The sequence below is a fragment of the Rhodothermus marinus genome (genome assembly GCF_009936275.1).
In the GTDB taxonomy this organism is placed as follows: Bacteria; Bacteroidota; Rhodothermia; order Rhodothermales; family Rhodothermaceae; genus Rhodothermus; species Rhodothermus marinus_A.
In genome coordinates, this window is the sequence record NZ_AP019797.1 from 337,137 (window position 1) to 357,474 (window position 20,338).

Below are 20,338 nucleotides of genomic sequence, written 5' to 3' on the forward strand. Positions count from 1 at the left end.
GACGGGTTTTGTACGAAGCTCTACATACAAGTTGTAAAAAAAAGCGTCTGCGAGGAAAGTGTTTAATGGTTAAGAAATTGTTAAGATGTGGTTTGAGGTAAGAGAAAGTCGGCCGCAGGAAGGTTGGGGGGACGATCGAAGACGCTGAAATGAGCAGCCGAAGCGGCTTTTCCCGAAAGACGATCGGGTTCGTTGGGGCATGTGCGGCCGGGTCGGCCTACGGTACGCCGAGGATTTTGTGGGTCTGGACGGAGACGCGCCAGTCGGGATGGGCCAGCGCCAGTTCGACGGCGCAGCGCCGGGCTTCCGCCAGACGGGGACCGTCCTCGGGCTGTAGCCACAGCAGCGGCACGCGCCGGCCGCCCGCCCGGTGCGGGCGCGCCCGCCGCGCAAAACGTGCATACTGCTCGGGCCGGTAGTCGGGCATGACCAGCTTCAGCTCGTCGAAGTACTCCAGTGTCAGCCGATCCTCGGGCAGCTTCGGACTGCACACGATCCAGTCGGGTGCCACGACCTGGCCGGTCTCCGGATCGGTGCAGGCCTGGCGCAGACTGATCGTTCCGTTCGTCTCGATGGCCACGAAGTACCCGGCCGCCTTCAGCGCGCGCATCAGCGCCGCGTCGAGTTGCAGCAGCGGCTCCCCGCCCGTGAGCACGCAGAAACGAATCGGACCGCCCACTTCCTGCATGGCCGCCACCAGCTCGTCGGCCGTATAGGCGCGGCTGCCTTCCTTCCGAAAGTCCGTGTCGCACCAGCGCGGACAGTCGGCGCCCGTGCGCCGGGCGTCGCGCTCCCGGTCCTGTTCGTAGCCCGACCACAGGTTGCAGCCCACAAAACGCACGAACACGGCCGGGCGTCCGGCAAAGAAACCCTCGCCCTGCAGCGTCTTCCAGATTGCTTTGATCCGATAGCTTCGCATGGTCAGTCGAGCCAGCCGCGGGCTTTCGCCTCCTCGTAGCCGCGGGCGCGCAGGATCGAGGCCGGGTTGTCGAGCCGGCCGTAGCCCCACGCATGGCGCTCGGAGCGGTCGCCGTTGTAGTCGGTGTGCGTCAGTTCGATGATCACGTCCAAAATGCCCAGTTCGCGGGCAAGACGCCAGGTTTCGGCTTTGGTCAGGTGCATCAGCGGCGTGTGGATGCGAATCGTCGTGTCGAGCGCCAGCGAAAGCGCCCGCTCCATGGCGTCGATGAACGGGCGGCGGCAGTCGGGATAGCCCGAGTAGTCGGTCTGGCACATGCCGCCGACCAGGTCGTGGATGCCGCGCGTGAAGCCGTAGCTGGCGGCCAGCGTCAGAAACAGCGCGTTGCGGCCGGGCACGAACGAGGCGGGCAGATGGGGGGCCAGCGGATGGGCGGCCGAGACGTCCTGGTCGTGCTCGGTCAGGGCGCTGCCGCGCAGCAGGCCGCGCAGGTCCAGCACGGTGAAGGGCACGCCGGCCTGTTCGGCGATCTTGCGGGCCTGCTCGAGTTCGACGGCGTGCTTCTGGCCGTAGTGGAAGCCGATGGCCTCGACCTTCGGGAAGTAGTGCAGCGCCCAGTAGAGGCAGGTGGTCGAGTCCTGCCCGCCGGAGAGCAGCACCAGGGCCGTCTCGCCGTGCTCAGCGGGCTTCAGCGTGGGCAGCAGGTTCGGGGCGGACATCGCGGATCAGCGCGCATTCGGTTTCGGCAAACGAGGTCTCGGTTTCGGCCAGGCGCACCCACAGCCGCCGGACGCCCCGTGCCCGGAGCCAGTCGCCGGCCTCCCGGATCAGGTAGTCGGCCACGTAGGTGCACAGGTTCTCGGCCGTCGAGTCGAAGGGCAGTACCACGTAGCGCGAGCCGAGCGCGTCCAGCGCTTCCTGCAGCGCCGTGTCGTCGGAGGCTACCAGCGTGGCGTGGTCCCACGTGTCGATCAGGGGCTGGACCAGCCGTTTCAGGTCCTGAAAATCCACCAGAATGCCCCGTGCGTCGGGATCGCCTTCGAGCCCGACGACGAGCCGGTAGGAATGTCCGTGCAGGTGGCGACAGGCGCCCGGGTGCCAGGGCAGCCGGTGCGCCGCCTCGAACCGAAACCGTTTGGCAACTTTCATGGGATGCTCAATTTTTCAAGCACTTGCACGGCATACAACGCGCGATGGCGCCGGGGGTGTCGGCTCCGGGAAAATTTGAACCATCGCGAAGCCGAAGCGTTTGGCAGCGAGGCGTTGTAAACAGAACCCCATGCAGGCGATGACCGAGCAGGAGCGGCAGGCGCTGGCCGAGAAGCTGGCGGCGCTTCGCGAAGAGGCGCTGGCGCACACCGAACAGGCCCTGGCCTACATGGCCCGCTTTGGCGTGCGGCCCGAAGGGCGCATTCAGCCCTTCTTGCCGCCGGAGGCGCGGCAGCAGCACATCGATCGATTGCCCTACGAGCACGCCGTGCGTCAGGTGGTCGTCTACGAGACCGAACCCGGCGAATTTTCGGCCGTCTGTCCATTTTCGGGGTTGCCGGATTACGGCGTGCTCCGGATCGAGTACGTGCCCGGAAGCTGGATCCTCGAGCTGAAAAGCCTCAAGTACTACATCGTCTCCTGGCGTAACATCGGCGCGGCGCAGGAAGACCTGACGGCCATCATCTACCAGGACCTGATGCGCCACCTCGAAGACCCCGAATATCTCCGCGTGACCACCGTGTACAACGTGCGCGGGGGAATCCGGACCACCTGCACGATCGACAGCCGCGAGCAGGGCCGTTAACCGACAGGCACCGCTTTTTCGATGGCGGCCCGCAGGCGGCGCGTCTCGCGCTCGAGCGCCTGCAGCGCCTCGCCGGTTTCCTCGACCAGATGCTGCTCGTGATGCACGAACTCCCGGTAGGGGGCCAGTGTGGCCGCCAGGCGTTCGAGCAGGCCGTCCACCTCGCGTTCGAGTTGCTGCTCCAGCGCCGCCAGGAGTTCGGTGCGGAGCTGCTCGATCCGATCGCGAAATTCACGCAGCGCGCGGCGCTTCTGGATGGGCAGCACGACGAGTCCGACGACGGCCAGCGCCCCGGCCGCCACGAAGCCGCCCGTCACGTCCAGTCCGGCCGCCGTGATCACCATTGTCACGAGCGCCCCGAGCCCGGCCAGCGCTTCGGTGCCCAGAAAGAGCGCCACGGCGTCGCGCGTGTTTTCCAGAATGCGGCGGGCCTCTTCGCGCAGGTCGTAGGTCTCGAGCTGGCGGGTCGCCTGACGCACGACGGCATCGAAGAGCTGGCGGCGATCGTAGAGCAGATCGGCCCGTACCTGGGGCGTACGACGCCGCACCACCTGCTCGACGCGCTCGGTAAATTCGCTCAGCGTCTGATTCCAGAGCTGTAGGCCCTGCTGCAGCAGGCGATCGACGGCCTCGGCCAGCGTCGTTTCGAGCCGGTGGTCCAGATCGCGCACCACCTGGCGGGCGAACTCCTCCTTGAACCGGTCGCGGTCGCGCAGTAGTCCCAGACGGCCGATGCGGATCGTGTCCTGCAGAAACTGCAGCCCGCGGCGTTCGACCTGCAGGAGCTGGTTGTCGATCTCCGAAAGGTAAGGCCGCACGGTGGCAATCAGCTCGGTCCGAACTTCCTCCAGCCGGGCTTCGAGGCGCTCCAGGTTGGTCCGGTCCTGTTCGAGGAGCTGGCGGCGCTCCGCCAGGTGCGCCTGCAGGCGCTCGATCAGCTTCTCGGCCACGTCGAGCGGGGCCGTCAGTTTGATCCGAAGCCGCTCCGGACCCGCCAGCCGATCGAGCAGCAGGCGCTCGAAGTCTTCAAAGCCGCTGCTTTCCCAGAGCCGGGCGCGCTGCTCCGGATCGTCGCTCGTGCGCGCCTCGAAGGCGCGGGCCGCGCTGATCGGAAAGATTTCCGGTTCGAAGCCCATCAGCTCCCGACAGCCTGTCCGAATGTGCGCGAGCACCTGCTCCAGATCCGCTTCGCTTCGGGCCAGATCGGCCTTGTTCAGCACGAACACGAGCCGCTTGCCCCACGTGTCGCGAATGTACGAGAGAAACTGACGTTCGCTTTCGGCCAGCGGGCGGTCGAACGAGGTCACGAACAGCACCAGATCGGCCCGCGGGATGAAATGCTCGGTCAGTTCCTGGTGGCGGCGGATGATCGAGTTGGTGCCGGGGGTGTCGACGAGCACCAGATGGCGCAGCCGCTCCGAGGGATGGTAGCGCTCGACCAGATATTCCGAGCGCGGCCGCTCCATGGGCGTTTCGCCGTAGCGCAGCAGCGTGATCTTTGCCGTGGTGGGGATCGGTCCTTCTTCCAGCAGTTTTTCACCGAAGAGCGCGTTCAGGACGGTCGATTTGCCCGCGTTGAACTCGCCCACGACGACCACCACGAAGAGCGCGTCGAGCGCCTCGATCACTTCCGAAAGCCGTTCGCGCAGCGACTCGTCGGCCCCTGTGCGCGCCAGCACCCCGTGCAGACGCGCCAGCAGGTTGCGCTCGGCTTCGAGCAGCGCTTCGTGTTCGGCCGTCAGGAGGGCTTCCATGTGGTGAGTGGATGATGATCGGGGAACGATAAGGTACAAAAAAGTCCGCAACCGGCGCTACCGGTCGGCATCGTCGGGCAGGTAGCGTTGCAGGCGTTTTTGCAGGCCTTCGGCCAGATCGCGCTGGCGCCAGGCGGCCAGCCGCTCGGCGATGACGCGCTCGTAGCCCTGATCGGATGGTTCGTAGAAGTAGGTGCCCTGCATGTGCTCGGGCAGGTACTGCTGGGGGACGTAGTGCTCACGGTAGGCGTGCGGGTATTTGTAGCCCTGGCCGTGGCCGAGGCCCTGGCGGTCGCGGCTGGCGTCTTTCAGGTGGGTGGGCACCTCGCCGGACTGCTCGCGCTCGACGTAGGCCAGCGCGTTGAAGTAGGCCATGGTCGCATTGCTTTTCGGCGCGGTGGCCAGGTACAGGCAGCACTCGGCCAGAATGAACTGGCCTTCCGGCATGCCCACGTAGTCGAAGGCCTGGGCGGCGGCCGCCGCCACCTGCAGCGCCCGTGGATCGGCCAGCCCGACGTCCTCGGCCGCAAAGATGAGCATGCGGCGCAGGATGAAGCGCGGATCTTCGCCCGCGTAGATCATGCGGGCCAGCCAGTAGAGCGCCGCGTCGGGATCGGAGCCGCGCAGGCTTTTGATGAAGGCGCTGATCGTGTCGAAATGCGCGTCGCCTTCTTTGTCGTAGAGCACGGCCCGGCGCTGGATGGACTCTTCGGCCACCGGGAGCGTGATGTGGATGCGTCCGGATGCGTCGGGCGGGGTGGTCTCGACGGCCAGCTCCAGCGCGTTGAGGAGCGAGCGGGCATCGCCGTTGGCGACGTCGATCAGGTGGTCGAGCGCTTCGGGATCGATGACGACGTTCAGGCGGCCGTAGCCGCGTTCGGGATCGGTCAGCGCCTGCTCGGCAATGCGGCGCAGGTGCTCGGGCGTGAGCGGCTTCAACTCGAAGACGCGCGAGCGGCTCACCAGCGGCTTGATGACCTCGAAGTAGGGGTTTTCGGTGGTGGCGCCGATGAAGATGACCGTACCGTTTTCGACGTGCGGCAGCAGCGCGTCCTGCTGGGCCTTGTTGAAGCGATGGACTTCGTCGATGAACAGGATGGTGCGCTGCTGGTGAAGCCGCAATCGTTCCTGGGCCGCTTCGATCGCGTCGCGGATGTCTTTGACGCCGGCCAGTACGGCGTTGAGTGCGGTGAAGTGCGCCCGGGTGGTGCGGGCGATGATGCGGGCCAGCGTGGTCTTGCCCGTGCCGGGTGGTCCGTAGAAGATCAGCGACGAGAGCCGGTCGGCCTCGATGGCGCGGCGCAGCAGTTTACCCGGTCCCAGGATGTGCTCCTGGCCGACGAATTCGTCGAGCGTGCGCGGCCGCATGCGTTCGGCCAGCGGCGCCTGCGCGGCCAGCAGCCGCTCGGCCGCCTGTTGAAACAGGTCCGCCATCTCGTTCCCCGCTCAGAGCTTCCCCACGGAAACCACCTCAGGTGGTGGGAGATCCCGCGGGTTGGGGTTCGCCGATCGGGGCGTCGGTGATGCAGCCGCGCGAGGCGTCCTGCACGGTCTGCACGTAGCGGAAGAGGGCGCCGCGGGTGACCTTGAGCGGGGGCGGAGTCCAGGCGGCACGCCGCCGGGCCAGCTCTTCGTCGGACACGTCCATGTGGATAAGGCCGGCCTCGGCGTCGATCGTGATTATGTCGCCATCGCGCACGAGCGCGATGGGACCGCCCTCCTGGGCCTCGGGTACCACGTGGCCGATGATGAAGCCGTGGCTTCCGCCGCTGAAGCGGCCGTCGGTGATGAGCGCCACGTCTTTGCCCAGGCCGGCGCCCATCAGCGCCGAGGTGGGCGTGAGCATTTCGGGCATGCCCGGACCGCCTTTCGGTCCTTCGTAGCGGATGACGATCACGTCGCCGCGCTGAATGCGGCCCGCTTCGAGCCCGGCCAGCATGTCTTCTTCGGAGTCGAAGACGCGGGCGGGACCGCTGAAGCGGAGTCCTTCTTTGCCCGTGATTTTGGCCACGCAGCCGCCGGGCGCCAGGTTGCCGTAGAGGATGTAGATGTGGGCGCTCGACTTGATCGGGTTGTCCCAGGGGCGGATGATGTCCTGATCCTCGGGCAGGTCGGGCACGTCGGCCAGGTTTTCGGCGAGCGTCTTGCCCGTCACGGTGAGTGCGTCGCCGTGCAGCACGCCGTGCTCGAGCAGCAGCTTCATGACGGCCGGCACGCCGCCGATGCGGCACAGGTCTTCCATGACGTAGCGGCCGCTGGGCTTCATGTCGGCCAGAAGCGGCACGCGCCGGGCGATGCGCTGGAAGTCGTCGAGCGACAGCGGCAGGTCAAAGGCGTGCGCGATGGCCAGCAGGTGCAGCACGGCGTTCGTTGAGCCGCCCAGCGCCATGACGACGGCGATGGCGTTTTCGAGCGAGGCGCGTGTGACGATGTCGCGCGGCTTGAGGTCCCGTTCCAGAAGCTGGCGCATGACGTGCCCGGCCCGGCGGCACTCCTCACGTTTGCGCGGGTCTTCGGCCGGGAGGCTCGAGCTGAAGGGCAGCGAGAGGCCCATGGCCTCGATGGCCGCCGCCATCGTGTTGGCCGTGTACATGCCGCCGCAGGCACCCGGGCCCGGACAGGCGTGGCGGATGATGGCGCGCCGCTGCTCGTCGGTGATTTTGCCCGCCAGGTACTCGCCGTAGCTCTGGAAGGCGCTCACTACGTCGAGCTTCTGGCCGTTGAGGCAGCCGGGGCGGATCGTACCGCCGTAGATCATCAGGGAGGGGCGGTTCAGCCGGCCCATGGCGATCACGCAGCCCGGCATGTTCTTGTCGCAACCGGGCAGCGCGATGAGACCGTCGTACCACTGGGCGGCCATGACCGTCTCGATGGAATCCGCAATCAGGTCGCGCGAGGGCAGGCTGTAGGACATACCCTCGGTGCCCATCGAGATGCCGTCGGAGACGCCGATCGTGTTGAACCGGAAGCCCACCATGCCGGCTTCCTGCACGCCGGCCTTCACCTCGGCGGCCAGGTCCAGCAGATGCATGTTGCAGGGGTTGCCCTCGTACCAGACCGAGGCGATGCCGATCTGGGGTTTGTCCAGGTCTTCTTCCTTCAGGCCGGTGGCCAGCAGCATGGCCTGCGACGCCCCCTGGGACTTCGGCTGAGTGATGCGACGACTGTAGCGGTTGAGCGGCGGCATGGCGGAACCTGGGCTTGGGTTACGCGGACAAACAGCAACGGCTGCACACCCCGGCCGCGCATTTCGGGTTCCCGCAAGATGGAGGATCGATGAATCGGAAGCGCTTCTTTCTGCTTGGCTTAACGCTCCTGCTGGTCGGACTGGCCGTGGCGCAGGAGCGGCGTTTCCGGATCTACCTGATCCACCACGGCTGGCATGCCGGGATCGCCTTCTGTCAGGCCGATCTCGAAGGGACCGACTGGCCGGCCGAGGCTTTCTTTCCGGAGCGGCGCTTCGTCGAGGTGGGCTGGGGCGAGGCCGGCTACTACCCCGATCCGGACCCCGGTGCGGGCGATGCGCTTCGCGCGGCGCTCTGGCCCACGGACGCCGTGCTGCACGTGGCCGCGTTCGACCACCCGCCGGCTCTGATCTTCAAAGGACCCGTACGTCAGATCGACCTCGACAGCACGGCATTCCGACGGCTGGTGGCCTACGTGGCCGATTATTTCAAACGGGACGCACAGGGCAGGCTCAAGCCCGTTGCGCCGGGATTGTACGGAATGGAGAGCCAGTTCTACGCGGCAGAGGGGCGCTATCACCTTTTCAACAACTGCAACCACTGGGTGGCGCGGGCGCTTCGCGCGGCTGGCCTGTCCGTTCATCCCGCCCGCGCGCTCACCCTCGGTGACCTCTGGCGTCAGCTTGAACCGTTGAGCCAGGCGGCCAGCCCGGAGGCGGCCGGGTGCCTGTCGAACATCCGGTAGCCAGCGAATCGGTGGAAGGCGTATCTTCCAAGCGCCAGATGAAGTAGTTCGACGAGCATTTTGCCGGCGGGCCGGGAGAGACATAGTGCTGTCACCGAGCATGTGCCAGCTTAGAGGCTGTGTGTTAGCCGGGAGGGCGGACAAATACCTGTTCGCGCTATCGTGTAACCCGGCGGCACCACAAAGCAGGCATTGTCAACGTGTTCAAAAGGTGATCGGGCATGAGTCGGGAGCCAGGTACGCATCTCGTTGCACATGGCTATGAGCGCGCGACGTTGCTCGCGTTGTTGAAAAAGACCGGGCGTTTTCGAGAGGATCTGACGGGGAACGCCTCCGCTGCACCGCCGCGGGCACAGGTGCTGGGCGTTTTGGAGCTTGAGGATATAGCTGTTCCGGTGTTGGAGGTGCCGGTTGCAGATGCCGAGCGTAAGCGATTCGAAGTGCGGTAGGACTTGATATTATCAGATGCAGCGGTGCCGGTTGCAGATGCCGAGCGTAAGCGATGGAGCGACTGGGAAGCTGTGTGCGCCTGGTTACGTGCGCAACAGGGTGAAGCCGCACTGTGTGTGTTTTACGATGCGCGCAGGGCGTTTCGTCTGGCTTTGATAGGCCCACGTTCTGGAAAGGCACGTCCCCCCGTATCGGGAAATTTCCGACGCTGGAGCCTGCTGGTGCAGCAGGGTTATCCCAATCGAACCTTTAGCGAACGCGTACCCCTGTTGATGCGGGCGGATAGCCGGGAGGCTTTGCTGGAAGTTTTCGATGCGGAAGCCGTTGGACATGCTTTCTACGCAGCCTATGTAAAGATTTTTCAGAAGAGCGTAGTCTCCGGTATCTATGGGGAAGGCTCCCGGCAAGAATATCAGGATTGTTTCCTGGCCTTTACCGTACGGGTGTTGTTTTTGAGCTTTGTGGCCAAAAAGGGATGGCTTGGGGATCAGGGGGCGCGTTTTTTGCTCTGGCTCCTGGAACGCTACCAGACGGTCGCTCAGCAAGAGGAGGCGACCGGTTTCTACAACAGGTGGCTTCGGCCGCTGTTTTTTGAGGCGTTTCGTGCAGCTCCTTCGGCCAAAACGGCACGTTTCCGTACGCTTCCCGAAGACATCGCGATCATCTACCGAGACGCCCCTTTCCTCAACGGGGAGCTGTTTCGCCGTCAACCCTTCGATGCCCGTCTTGCGCTTACCGATGAGGCGATTGCCCGGTTTTTTCCTTGCTCTATGGGTTCAATTTTATTCTTGTAGGACTTACGCAGTTGACCGTGATGATGTAACTTTGGGAGGCACACTGGGACAACGCTTTAGTCTGGGAGGCCAACCGTGAACGCGTCGAAAGTGGATGAGTTAGATTACATTCATTTCTTGGTTGCGGCCCAACGGGTCTTCACCACCACCGAAGCGGCTCGGATTCGGGCAGGGGAGCTCAACGCCCCGGCGCATGATGCCTATACGCGTCTGCTGAAGCGGATTCCGCCCGATACGGAAGCCCTGTGGCAGGAGGTGGCCCCCTTTGTCCGGCCAGACCGTGGGGTGTTGGTGGTGGACGATACCACGCTGGACAAGCCCCATGCTCGGAAGATGGCATGGGTGACACGCCATTGGTCGGGCAAGCACAAGCGGGTGGTCCAGGGCATCAACCTGATCTCGCTGTTGTGGACCGAAGGCCAAGCACGCCTGCCTTGCGATTTTCGCCTTTACAACCGGGCAGAAGACGGCCTGACCAAGAATGACCACTTTCGAGCCCTGCTGCAAACGGCCCATGCGCGTGGCTTTCAGCCCCGGTTGGTTGTCTTTGACAGTTGGTATGCCAGTCTGGCCAACTTGAAGTATGTGCGCCAGCTGGGATGGGAATGGTTCACGCGTTTGAAAGCCAACCGGTTGGTTTCGGTAGAGGGCGAGCGCCGGAATCGTCCGGTATCGAGTTGGCCGATCCCTGCTGAAGGTTGTGTGATGCATCTGAAAGGGTACGGCTGGGTGAAGGTGTTCAAGACGGTGACCCCAGACGGTCGCGAGGAATACCGGGCCAGCAGCCGCCTGGATATGACCCTGGAAGAAACCGCCGCGTATGGCCGGCATGCCTGGCAAATCGAGGTGTATCATCAGGGTCTGAAGCAGTTCACAGGGATCGAACGGGGGCAATTTCGTGTGGCTGAAGCCCAGCGCAACCACATTGGTTTGGCCATTCGAGCCTTTTTGCGCTTGGAAGTGGCCCGTTTGCAGCGTGGTATCAGCTGGTTTGAGGCCAAACAGGCCATCCTTCGGGAGGCTATCCGTCATTACTTGGCCTCTCCCTCCCTGATCCTTCATTCAACTGCGTAACTCCTACTTGAAGAAAGCACGCATGAGGACGTCGATCTGGAGCTGACGCCTGAACTGCTGGGTCTGATCCTGGAGCAGCTCATCAATGGGGTGGGCATTACCGGAGCGAAAGAACAGGTGGGGGCCCACTATACGCCCCGGGTCGAAGTCGATCTGATGGTGCGGCTGGCGCTGATGGAAGCGCTGGTGCAGCGTGCGGTGCTGGATTGAGCGGCGGCGGCCCGCTTTGTGTTCGAAGGGAAGCTTGAGAGCGATCAGGCGCTGGCGGTACGCAAAACGCTGGAAGATCTCAAAGTACTTGATCCGGCGGTTGGCTCCGGTGCCTTTCTGGTCGGCATGCTTCAGGTGCTGGAAGAACTACTGGACCGCACCCATGAAAGCCTTGGAGATCGGTGTGCGGACCGGGTGCAACGACGGCGCCGCTTGATCGCCGAGGTGCTGCATGGCGTGGATGTGCTGCGCTGGGCGGTATGGATGACCGAACTGCGGCTCTGGCTGGCCCTCCTTGTCGATTTAGACGACAGGGTGCGGCATACTTCAGGACCGATTCTTCCCAGCCTGGGTCTGCGCGTTGTGCAGGGCGATGCGCTGATCCAGCGGATCGGCAAGCGGCTGCTCCCGATGCGTCCCGACGGGCCGCTGTGGAATCGCCCGGAAATCAGAGCACCGCTCCAACAGCTCAACGAATACCGCCGCGCTTACTTTGAAAATAAGGCGTCGCTGGAGCAGGTGCGTGCCGCCGAAACAGCGCTCTTTCAGGCGATGGTGCAGCAGGAGCGTCGCAGGTTGCAGCAACAGGCCAGCAGCACGGGCGAACTGTTCCAGAAAGCGCGCCGCAGCTCAGGCGATGCAGAAACGCAGCAGCAATTGACCGCGCTACAGGAGCTGCTGGATGCTGCAGCCATGGGGCACCGCCCCTTCGTCTGGTGGGTGGATTTTTCCGATGTGATGGTAGAGCGGGGCGGTTTTGATGTGGTGATCGGTAACCCTCCGTATGTGCGCCAGGAGCAGATTTCGGATGTACTGGGTGACCTTACGCCCTCGGCTTACAAAGCAATGCTGGCGGCCGCTTACCGAATGGACTGGGAAGCGATCGCTGGTTCCCGTTTGCCTGCAGTGCAGCGGCGCGCTGACCTCTACGTCTACTTCTATGTCCGTTCACTTCGGCTGCTGAACGATCGAGGGGTGCACGTTTTTATCGCGTCGAATTCCTGGCTCGATGTAGACTTTGGGAGCTGGCTGCAGGAGTTGTTTCTGCGATATGCGCCCCTGCGGCTTGTGCTGGAAAATCGTAGCTATCGCTCTTTTGCCGCCGGTATCAACACCGCCATCACGGTAGCACTCGCTCCCCGTCCGATTGTGCATCGTGAGCCGGTGCGCTTCTACGCGCTTTACAGAGCCTTTGAAGAGGTACATCCGGCCGATATCCTCCAGATCGTAGAGGCTACGCAGGATCTGCGTCAGGAAGCCTTCCGCGTGCTCGTGCGGGCGCCGAACGTGCTGTTGCAAGAAGCCGGGCGAACCGGAAAGTACTCGGGGAGCAAGTGGGGGGGCAAGTACCTGCGGGCTCCCGACATCTTTTACACCCTTTTTGAGCAGGGCCAGCGTCGGTGGGTGCGATTGGGAGAGATAGCCGAAGTGCGCCGTGGCATTACGACGGGCGTCAACGAGTTTTTCTATCTGGAGCCTGTAGGACAGACGGTCGAGGAGGTCGCAACGCTCGCAAAACAGGACCCATCGGCACGTGTGCCGGTGCGGAACAGCCGCGGGTGGGAAGGGCGCCTTGAGGCCGCCTGGTTGCGTCCCATCATCAAAAGCTCGCGAGAAATCCGCACGTTAAAGGTTGGTCTGGAAAATCTGCGATATCTGGTATTGATGCCCCCTGAGGAGGTGCGCGCTCATCTTGAAGCGAATCTGGATCCGCCACTTGCTCGGTATCCCGGTATCCTCGACTATATCCGATGGGGGGAAACCCGGGGCTATCCGAAGCGCCCCACGTGTAGCAGCCGCCGGTGGTGGTGGGATCTCGGCGAGCGGCCGATCGGCCAGGTGCTCTGCATGATGACCTACAACGATCGGCATCCATTCTGGGTCAATACGGTCGCGTTGAGCGATAACCGGCTCTACGATCTCTATGTGAAGACGACCGACCCGCTGCTTCTGGCCGCGCTGATGAATACCACGCTTGTCCCTCTACAGATGGAACTTCTGGGACGCATCAACCTGGGCGAAGGGGCGTTGGATTTCAAAGTGTACGAGGCGGCCGCGCTGCTGTGTCCCGCCCCAGACGTGCTTTCGAGCGACGAGCAGGCCCGGTTGCTAACCGCATTTCAGGCGATGGTAGATCGGCCCGTCCGCAGTCTTTTTGAGGAGCTGGGTTTTCCACGGTGCCGCCGTTCCCGATGCGCCCATCCTGATCATCCGTATGAGCACGTGGTGCCCGAGATGCTGACGCTGGACCAGGTACGACAGGCTTCCCCCGAGCGCTTTCAGATGGACACGGTGGTATGCCGGGCACTGGGGCTGAACGATAGGGAACAGCTTGAAGTGTATCGCGCCGTCACGCAGCTTGTGCTCGAGCGATTGCGCCGGGCGCGCACGGTGCACCCCTGAAGGGCAACCGGTAAAAAAACAGGCCCGGCGGTAAAGCCAGGCCTGTTTTTGTTCGATCAATTGGAAAAGGTGCCCGGGACTGGACTCGAACCAGCACGCCCTTAACGGGCACCGCCCCCTCAAGACGGCGCGTCTACCAATTCCGCCACCCGGGCATTACCGTGACCCCGGCAGGATTCGAACCTGCGACCCCCTGATTAAAAGTCAGGTGCTCTACCAGCTGAGCTACGGGGTCCGCTGGTAGAGGCATGCCAAATTACAGCAGACCTCTCCCTTCAGGCAAGACCGCTAAACGCACAACACGCGTCAAAGGATTCGGGCCGGACGGAGCCTGCGCGCAATTAGGCAAAAATGCAAACGCGGCTCAGAGGTTCTGTTGAAAGAGTCGACGCAGCAGGGCCACGAACGCGTCACGATCGACGGTGCCCGTCGGCGGGCGAATGCAGAAAAGGGGCAAACCGGCCTGTTGCAGGATGCGGGCTTTGAGGGCGTCGCGTTGCCGGCGCTCCGGCGCGCCGTGCAGCGGACTGTCCAGCTCGAAGCAGTAGCGGGGACGGTAGCCGTCGTCCGGGTCGAACACGGCGCAGTCTACCAGTGCCTGGAGTGCATAGCGGCGTTCCGCTTCGCTGAGCACATCGGCCAGGCGCTCATAATCGATCAGGCACGAGAGCGCCACGTTCGGATAGACCAGATAGGTGGGAAACACCTCCCGCACCGCCTGGAAAAACACGAACTCCTGCTGCGAACGAAAAAGCGAGGGCGATCTGACCTGCTGGATGGGCTGGTGCCGTCGAACGGCAAAGCCGTTCAGCTCTTCCCAGGGCGTCTCCGTGGTGGGTGTTGCGAGCAGACGGGCGCATTCGGGGTGCGTCGGGCACCAGCGGGCATAGCGCCGGGCCAGCTCAGGACGGTCGGCGTGGCGACGGACCAGCTCGGCCACCAGGTCGGCGAAAACCGTCTCCGGAAGGGCGTAGAGTCGGCCGGTGTGCAGCAGAAACAGCCGTTCCAGCACGGCCTCGCCGACTTCGGCCAGACGCGGATGCAGCTCCCGGACGAGCACGTCGGCCGCATGCCGCCAGAGCGGATCGACCGCAAGCAGCGTCCGGTGCCGGTAAACCAGCTCCAGCGCCGGCGTCCAGGCCTGTGCCTGCACGTGGCGGTAGAGTGTTTCCACATCAGCCGGCGTGGAGGAGGTCGCCATATTTTGCACGGGCGACTTATCTTGCGGGCGTGTTGTCATCGACCAACAAGCCGGATCACACTCATGAAACGTCTGACGGCCGGATGGATCCTGCTGCTGATGCTGGGCGGCGTGGCCTGGGCCCAGCCGCAGCTCACCGTCGAGAAAATCATGCAGGATCCGAAAACCTGGATCGGCGACTGGCCCGACAATCCGTTCTGGTCCGAGGACGGCCAGTACCTCTACTTCTGGTGGAATCCCAAAGGACAGTTTCCCTCCGACTCGCTCTACAGGGTGTCTCGGAGTGGCGGAGCGCCGGAGAAGGTCACGCCCGAAGAGCGCCGCAACCTGCCGCCGGCCTTCGACGGCTGGCATCACGGCGAATGGGTGTACGACGCGGACTTCCGGCGCAAGGTGTTCGCCCGTGACGGCGACCTGTACCTGTATGACCGCACTACACGTCGGCTCACGCGCCTGACCCGCACGGCCGAGTGCGAAAGCAACCCGCGCTTTACGCCGGACGGCCAGGCCGTCGTGTTCGTCAAAGAGAACAATCTGTTTCAACTGGATCTGCGCACGGGCGCGCTCACGCAGCTGACCGACCTGCGACGGGGTCAGGAGCCGCGCGAGCGCAGGCCCGACGCGCAGGACGCCTTCCTCGAAGCGCAGCAGCGAGCCCTCTTCGAAGTGATTCGCAAACGGGTGGAAATGCGCGAGGCGCGCGAAAAGGCACAGGAGCGTGATCGGAAGGCCGAAAATCCGCCGCCGACCTTCTACTACGGCGATAAAAACGTTGAACAACTCCAGCTCGACCCCACCGGGCGTTTCGTAACGTTCGCGCTGACGACCGACGAACCGCGAGAAAAGGCCACGGCCGTCATGGATTATGTGACGGAGTCGGGCTATGCGCGGGAGTTGCAGGCGCGCCCCAAAGTGGGCGTGCCGCCGGGCAGCTTCGAGCTGTATGTGCAGGACCTGATGCGCGACACGACCTACCGGGTGAATCTGCACCAGGTGCCGGGCGCCTACGACGTGCCCGAGTACCTGCGCGAGCAGGGTGTCGAGCCCGATTCGCAGAAGACGAAGCGGTTCCTGTACGCATACGGGCCGTACTGGAGCGGCGACGGGCGCTATGCCGTGCTGGAGGTCCGGGCGCGCGACAACAAGGACCGCTGGATCGTCCGGCTCGATCCGGAAACGGGACGGCTGACCGTGCTCGACCGCCAGCACGACGAGGCCTGGATTGCCGGTCCCGGTATTTCCTGGTTTGGCGGACGCAGCACGATGGGCTGGCTACCCGACAATCGGCACTTCTACTTCCAGAGCGAGCGCACCGGCTACAGCCACCTGTACGTGGTGGACGCCGAAACCGGCCGGATCCGCCAGCTCACCGACGGGGAATTTGAGGTGTTCGAGCCGTTCGTTTCCCGTGACGGCCGCTACTGGTACTTTATCAGCAGCGAGGGCTCGCCCTTCGAACGCCATTTCTACCGGATGCCCATCGACGGCGGATCGCGTGAGCGATTGACCACGCTGACCGGCCGCAACGACGTGGTGCTGAGCCCGGACGAGCAGGTGATGGGGATCCTGTATTCCTACAGCAACCGGCCGCCGGAAATCTACCTGCAACCGCTCCGGCGCGGGCGGCCGGGCGAGCCGCAGCGTATCACGCACTCGCCCACCGAAGAATGGCTGGCCTATCCCTGGCGGGATCCGGAGATCCGGTTCATCCCGGCCTCCGACGGCGCGCAGGTGCCGGCCCGCGTCTACGAACCCGACTCACTCAACGGCGCGGCCGTCTTCTTCGTGCACGGCGCCGGCTACCTGCAGAACGTCCACCGCTGGTGGAGCAGCTACTTCCGCGAGTACATGTTCCACAACCTGCTGGCCGACCGGGGCTACCTGGTGCTGGACCTCGACTACCGGGGCTCGGCCGGCTACGGCCGCGACTGGCGCACGGCCATCTACCGCCACATGGGCGGCCGTGACCTGCAGGACTACGTGGACGCCGCCCGCTACGTGCAGGAGCGCTATGGCATTCCGCCCGAGCGCGTCTTCATCTACGGCGGTTCGTACGGCGGCTTCCTTACGCTCATGGCGCTCTTTACCGAAGGCGAACACTTCGGCGGAGGGGCCGCGCTTCGGGCCGTGACCGACTGGGCGCACTACAATCATCCCTACACGTCGAACATCCTGAACACGCCCGAGACCGATTCGATCGCCTACGTGCGCTCCTCGCCGATCTACCATGCCGAGGGGCTCGAAGACCCGCTGCTCATGTGCCACGGACTGGTGGACACGAACGTCCAGCCGCAGGACATCTTCCGGCTGGTGCAGCGGCTGATCGAGCTGGGCAAGGAGAACTGGGAACTGGCCGTCTACCCGGTCGAAGGCCACGGCTTCCAGGAGCCCTCGAGCTGGACCGACGAGTACAGACGCATTCTGAAACTGATCGAAACGACCGTGGGCCCAGGCCGACGGCGGTAAGAGTTGCCCTGAACGCAAAAAGCCCCGCCCGGACTCCGGGCGGGGCTTTTTTGCAGGTGAGAGCCTCAGGCGTTAGAACACGTAGCGCACACCGAGCTGGAGCTGCCAGCGCGAAGCCAGGTCGTCCGTGATGAACAGATCGTCCCGGTCCTGCACCGGCGTGAAGCGCACGATGGCCCGGCCCTGATCGTCGTAGCCCAGGAAGTCCATCAGCCGGACCGTATCGAAAAGGGTGTAGCGAACTTTACCCCAGTCGCTGTTGAGCAGGTTGAGCACGTTCAGCAACGTGGCGGTAATCTCCAGACGCTGGGTACCCAATGTCTGAATCTCTTGAATGAGCTGCAGGTCCAGCAGGTTACGCCAGGGAGCCCGGGCCGAGTTGCGCGGCACGATCTGGCCGCGGTACTTCCGCAGGCTGGGTTCGCTTTCGATGAAGGCATTCAGTTCGTCCCAGCCGCCGGGCGAGTCCGACGTGAAGACGATCTCGTCCGGGCTGGCCGGCACGTAGATCGGGTCGTTATCGCGGCGCGTATCGGCATTCGCGTTGCCGTTGTAGATCCAGGTGAAGGGACTACCCGAGCGTCCTTCGTAGATCAATGTGACGGTGGTGGCAAAGCGCTGCTGGTAGCGCACGCGATAGGACAGGTGGGCCAGAATACGGTGGCGCACCTCGAAGTCGGCCGTGCCCAGCTCCGGATTGTTCACGTCGCGGGCTTCGTTGTACTGCCAGTTCGAGATGGCGCGGCTCGAGGTGGCGTTGTTGACGTTTTCGGCCCGGTTCCACGTGTAGAACAGGGCGCCGCTCAGCCCTTCGGCCTGGGCTTCACGTTGTACGCCCACCGTCAGGCTCGTGCTGTAGCCCTTGTCGGTATTTTTGAGCAGGATGGCGTTCGTGAAGCGCGGGTCTTTGCGGGCGGTCGAACCGTTGAAGCTCGGTGTGCCGTACAGCACGCGGCCGCCCTGGGCCGTACCGGTCCGGACGATGTTCAGGTTCTCGAAGACCACATCGTTGATCGTCTTCGAATAGAGGAATTCAATGGTACCGATCAGCCCGTAGGGCAATTGCTGGTCGAGCGCCAGGTCGGTACGCCAGACCTGCGGGAACTTGAAATCCTCGTCGATCAGGTTGACCTCGGTGGTCGTGATGGGCGCCAGACCGCAGGTGGTACCCAGCGCGGTGCCCGGACGCGGCTGGGCGGCGGGATCCGGTTCGGGCACGAAGCAGCCTTCGGGTAGATTCCGTGCGTCGACGCGTCCGAAATCTACACCCGTGTTGCTGTACTGGTTGGAAATCCACACGAAGGGCGTGCGGCCCGAGAAGATGCCGGTTCCACCCCGGAGCTGGGTGGTACGGGCCCCCTTCGACAGATCCCAGTTGAAGCCCAGGCGTGGCGACCAGAGCAGGTTGCCGCTGGCCGTCGTGGCGGTACTGTAGCCGGGGAAGGCCTCCGGCACGGCCGGGTTGTAGAGCGGCTTGTCCGGATACAGCGGTACGTCCACGCGCAGGCCAACCGTCACGCTCAGGTGAGGCGTCGCCTGATACTGGTCCTGTACGTAGAAGCCGAGCTGGTAGGCCGTGAATTCGGCGCGCGGCTTGGGATCATCCAGCAACGAGTAGCTGAAGAAGTAGCGCGAGGGCCGCCCGGCTTCGAAGTCGGCAATGCTGTTGAATTCGTAGGCGCCGTAGTAATCCTGAATGAACAGGTTGCTGAAGCGATAGATCTGGTTGCTGGTGCCTACGGTGATCGTATGCTTGCCGCGGAAGTAGGTCAGGTTGTCGGTGAACTCCCACAGGTCCTGGTCCAGCGCATTGGCCTGGGAGAAGCGGTCAATGCCCAGGTTGACCGTGTAGCGGTTGTTCACCAGAATGCTCACCTGCGGGAACGGCTGGGCTTTAACGGTCCGCTTATCCCGGATGCGCGTATAGACCAGCCGCGCTTCGTTGAACAGATTGGTGCCAAAGGTGCTCTTCAGTTCCAGTACCGTCGAATTCTGGACGCTTTCGAAGATCCAGCGCCGGTTCGACAGGTCGAAGCTGAACGTGCCCCGGCTGATGCCCTCGTCCTTGTCGGCATTGACGTAGTTGTGGCGCAGCGTCAGCCGATGGTTGGGCGCCAGATTCCAGTCGATTTTGGCCAGCAGTTTGAAGTTGTCCGTACCGTTGGAAAGCGGATCGAAGCCGCCGGGGTCGTAGCCATAGCGGGTGCGCGCTATCTCGATGATCCGGTTCAGCGAATCCAGTGCTACCGGAAAGATGGTGGCGGCCCGGCTGCCCTGCACGCCCACGTCCAGCGGTGTTTTGCGGCGCTGGTATTCCGCGTTGACAAAGAAGAAGGCGCGGTTGGGCTGAATGGGGCCGCCGAGGTTGCCTACCAGCGTGTACTCCGAAAAGTCGCCGAAGGGGACCGTCTCGCCGTCGGGTGTTTTCAGATCGCCCACGAAGTTCTGGTTACGGCCCAGGTAACGCACCGAGCCGCTCAAACGATTCGTGCCGCTTTTCGTGACGGCGTTGATGGATCCGCCGGTGAATCCGTTGTATCGGACGTCAAAGGGGGCGATGTCGATGTTGAACTCCTGGATGGCGTCCAGCGAGATGGGCTGGGCGTCGGCCTGACCGCCCGGCATCCCGGTGCCCGAAAGGCCGAAGACGTCGTTGAGCGTGGCGCCGTCGATCTGGATGTTGTTGTAGCGGTTGTTGCGGCCGGCCAGCGAAAAGCCTCCGGTGGCCTGAGGGGTCAGCCGGGTGAAGTCGGCCAGGCTTCGCGTGATGGTGGGCACCCGCTCGATGGTGGCTTCGTCGATGTTGGTGCGGGCGCCTGTGCGGTCGGAGTTCAGTACCGAGCTGCGCACGCCGACCACCTCGAGCGCCTGGAGTTCTACGGTCGCTTCGGCGAGCGTGAAGTCGAGCACGCGCGTCTGTCCCAGCGGGAGCATCAGGTCGGTTTCGCGACGGGTCTGGTACCCCACGAACGAAACCGTCACGGTATAGGGGCCGCCGGGCAGCAGGTTCAGCAGCGCATAGCGGCCGTCGATCTGGGTGGTGGTGCCGTACTGGGTGCCGGTGGGTTCATGCACGGCCACCACGTTGGCGCCCGGCAGGGGGTCGCCGCGTTCGTCGGTGACCGTGCCCGTCAGGGCGGCGGTCGTCACACCCTGGGCATAGCCTGCCAGGGGAAGCCCCAGCAGGCAAAGCAGTATCAGACTGATTCGTCGCATGGCGGTAAGCACGGGTTTGGTTGAACCGATTCGCTCGCCAAATTACACAACGGCGCGTTCGCTATTGTTGAAGAGTCGGTTCATTTAGAATATTTAATTTTTAAAACTTTGCGCATAACATAAGCT

General features: G+C 63.7%; 15 protein-coding genes and 2 tRNA genes. 7 read left to right on the forward strand and 10 right to left on the reverse strand.

Going from position 1 to position 20,338, the window contains the following annotated elements; all coding sequences use genetic code 11:
* Positions 1-217 precede the first annotated feature (217 nt).
* Genes GYH26_RS01580 through GYH26_RS01590 form a run of 3 tightly spaced genes read right to left on the reverse strand, consistent with a single transcriptional unit; the run spans position 218 to position 2,068 of the window.
* Positions 218-919, reverse strand: coding sequence for a 7-carboxy-7-deazaguanine synthase QueE (locus GYH26_RS01580; RefSeq protein ID WP_161540213.1), 702 nt, complete (start codon positions 917-919; stop codon positions 218-220).
* Between the two features lie 2 nt (positions 920-921).
* The gene (gene queC, locus GYH26_RS01585; RefSeq protein ID WP_161540214.1) at positions 922-1,638 is read right to left on the reverse strand and encodes a 7-cyano-7-deazaguanine synthase QueC; all 717 of its coding nucleotides are present in this window, start codon (positions 1,636-1,638) and stop codon (positions 922-924) included.
* Positions 1,598-2,068, reverse strand: a complete 471-nt coding sequence (locus tag GYH26_RS01590; protein ID WP_161540215.1) for a 6-pyruvoyl trahydropterin synthase family protein — start codon at positions 2,066-2,068, stop codon at positions 1,598-1,600. Before GYH26_RS01590 ends, queC begins: the two co-directional genes overlap by 41 nt.
* Before the next feature lie 130 nt (positions 2,069-2,198).
* Between GYH26_RS01590 and queF the strand changes: the two genes are divergently transcribed.
* Complete coding sequence (gene queF, locus GYH26_RS01595) at positions 2,199-2,714, forward strand: preQ(1) synthase (protein WP_242006531.1); 516 nt, start codon at positions 2,199-2,201, stop codon at positions 2,712-2,714.
* Here queF and GYH26_RS01600 read toward each other — a convergent pair.
* The 3 genes from GYH26_RS01600 to ilvD are packed head-to-tail and all read right to left on the reverse strand — an operon-like array spanning position 2,711 to position 7,655.
* Entirely contained in the window at positions 2,711-4,468 is a 1,758-nt protein-coding gene (locus GYH26_RS01600; protein ID WP_161540216.1) for a dynamin family protein, read from the reverse strand. The genes queF and GYH26_RS01600 overlap by 4 nt on opposite strands.
* Before the next feature lie 57 nt (positions 4,469-4,525).
* Positions 4,526-5,902, reverse strand: coding sequence for an AAA family ATPase (locus GYH26_RS01605; RefSeq protein ID WP_161540217.1), 1,377 nt, complete (start codon positions 5,900-5,902; stop codon positions 4,526-4,528).
* Between the two features lie 37 nt (positions 5,903-5,939).
* On the reverse strand, positions 5,940-7,655 hold the full coding sequence (gene ilvD, locus GYH26_RS01610) for a dihydroxy-acid dehydratase (RefSeq protein WP_161540218.1): 1,716 nt from the start codon (positions 7,653-7,655) through the stop codon (positions 5,940-5,942).
* A gap of 89 nt (positions 7,656-7,744) precedes the next feature.
* Between ilvD and GYH26_RS01615 the strand changes: the two genes are divergently transcribed.
* The 5 genes from GYH26_RS01615 to GYH26_RS01630 all read left to right on the forward strand — a co-directional run bounded on the left by GYH26_RS01615 (position 7,745) and on the right by GYH26_RS01630 (position 13,329).
* Positions 7,745-8,398 (forward strand): DUF2459 domain-containing protein, encoded by a 654-nt coding sequence (locus tag GYH26_RS01615; RefSeq protein WP_161540219.1) that lies wholly within the window; start codon positions 7,745-7,747, stop codon positions 8,396-8,398.
* Positions 8,399-8,619: 221 nt separating this feature from the next.
* The gene (locus tag GYH26_RS15130; protein ID WP_242006533.1) at positions 8,620-8,847 is read left to right on the forward strand and encodes a hypothetical protein; all 228 of its coding nucleotides are present in this window, start codon (positions 8,620-8,622) and stop codon (positions 8,845-8,847) included.
* Between the two features lie 24 nt (positions 8,848-8,871).
* Complete coding sequence (locus GYH26_RS01620) at positions 8,872-9,642, forward strand: hypothetical protein (protein ID WP_242006535.1); 771 nt, start codon at positions 8,872-8,874, stop codon at positions 9,640-9,642.
* A 75-nt stretch (positions 9,643-9,717) separates the two neighbouring features.
* Positions 9,718-10,716: an IS701 family transposase gene (locus GYH26_RS01625; RefSeq protein ID WP_161540220.1), complete on the forward strand. Its 999-nt coding sequence runs from the start codon at positions 9,718-9,720 to the stop codon at positions 10,714-10,716.
* Positions 10,717-10,944: 228 nt separating this feature from the next.
* On the forward strand, positions 10,945-13,329 hold the full coding sequence (locus GYH26_RS01630) for an Eco57I restriction-modification methylase domain-containing protein (RefSeq protein WP_242006537.1): 2,385 nt from the start codon (positions 10,945-10,947) through the stop codon (positions 13,327-13,329).
* Between the two features lie 70 nt (positions 13,330-13,399).
* Here GYH26_RS01630 and GYH26_RS01635 read toward each other — a convergent pair.
* The 3 genes from GYH26_RS01635 to GYH26_RS01645 all read right to left on the reverse strand — a co-directional run bounded on the left by GYH26_RS01635 (position 13,400) and on the right by GYH26_RS01645 (position 14,530).
* Positions 13,400-13,484 (reverse strand) — tRNA-Leu (locus tag GYH26_RS01635).
* A 7-nt stretch (positions 13,485-13,491) separates the two neighbouring features.
* Positions 13,492-13,564 (reverse strand) — tRNA-Lys (locus GYH26_RS01640).
* A 129-nt stretch (positions 13,565-13,693) separates the two neighbouring features.
* Positions 13,694-14,530, reverse strand: a complete 837-nt coding sequence (locus tag GYH26_RS01645) for a DUF2726 domain-containing protein (RefSeq protein WP_161540221.1) — start codon at positions 14,528-14,530, stop codon at positions 13,694-13,696.
* Between the two features lie 63 nt (positions 14,531-14,593).
* On the opposite strand from GYH26_RS01645, the gene GYH26_RS01650 reads away from it, so the two are divergent.
* Positions 14,594-16,996 carry an alpha/beta fold hydrolase gene (locus tag GYH26_RS01650; protein ID WP_161540222.1) on the forward strand — a complete coding sequence of 801 codons (2,403 nt, stop codon included), beginning with the start codon at positions 14,594-14,596 and terminating at the stop codon, positions 16,994-16,996.
* A gap of 72 nt (positions 16,997-17,068) precedes the next feature.
* On the opposite strand, the gene GYH26_RS01655 is transcribed toward GYH26_RS01650, so the two are convergent.
* Positions 17,069-20,212: a TonB-dependent receptor gene (locus GYH26_RS01655; protein WP_161540223.1), complete on the reverse strand. Its 3,144-nt coding sequence runs from the start codon at positions 20,210-20,212 to the stop codon at positions 17,069-17,071.
* Positions 20,213-20,338: the final 126 nt, after the last annotated feature.

Coding starts and splice junctions, on each gene's coding strand:
- GYH26_RS01580 (WP_161540213.1), bottom strand. CDS start 919: ATGCGAAGCTATCGGATCAAAGCAATCTGGAAGACGCTGCAGGGCGAG.
- queC (WP_161540214.1), bottom strand. CDS start 1,638: ATGTCCGCCCCGAACCTGCTGCCCACGCTGAAGCCCGCTGAGCACGGC.
- GYH26_RS01590 (WP_161540215.1), bottom strand. CDS start 2,068: ATGAAAGTTGCCAAACGGTTTCGGTTCGAGGCGGCGCACCGGCTGCCC.
- queF (WP_242006531.1), top strand. CDS start 2,199: ATGCAGGCGATGACCGAGCAGGAGCGGCAGGCGCTGGCCGAGAAGCTG.
- GYH26_RS01600 (WP_161540216.1), bottom strand. CDS start 4,468: ATGGAAGCCCTCCTGACGGCCGAACACGAAGCGCTGCTCGAAGCCGAG.
- GYH26_RS01605 (WP_161540217.1), bottom strand. CDS start 5,902: ATGGCGGACCTGTTTCAACAGGCGGCCGAGCGGCTGCTGGCCGCGCAG.
- ilvD (WP_161540218.1), bottom strand. CDS start 7,655: ATGCCGCCGCTCAACCGCTACAGTCGTCGCATCACTCAGCCGAAGTCC.
- GYH26_RS01615 (WP_161540219.1), top strand. CDS start 7,745: ATGAATCGGAAGCGCTTCTTTCTGCTTGGCTTAACGCTCCTGCTGGTC.
- GYH26_RS15130 (WP_242006533.1), top strand. CDS start 8,620: ATGAGTCGGGAGCCAGGTACGCATCTCGTTGCACATGGCTATGAGCGC.
- GYH26_RS01645 (WP_161540221.1), bottom strand. CDS start 14,530: ATGGCGACCTCCTCCACGCCGGCTGATGTGGAAACACTCTACCGCCAC.
- GYH26_RS01650 (WP_161540222.1), top strand. CDS start 14,594: ATGAAACGTCTGACGGCCGGATGGATCCTGCTGCTGATGCTGGGCGGC.
- GYH26_RS01655 (WP_161540223.1), bottom strand. CDS start 20,212: ATGCGACGAATCAGTCTGATACTGCTTTGCCTGCTGGGGCTTCCCCTG.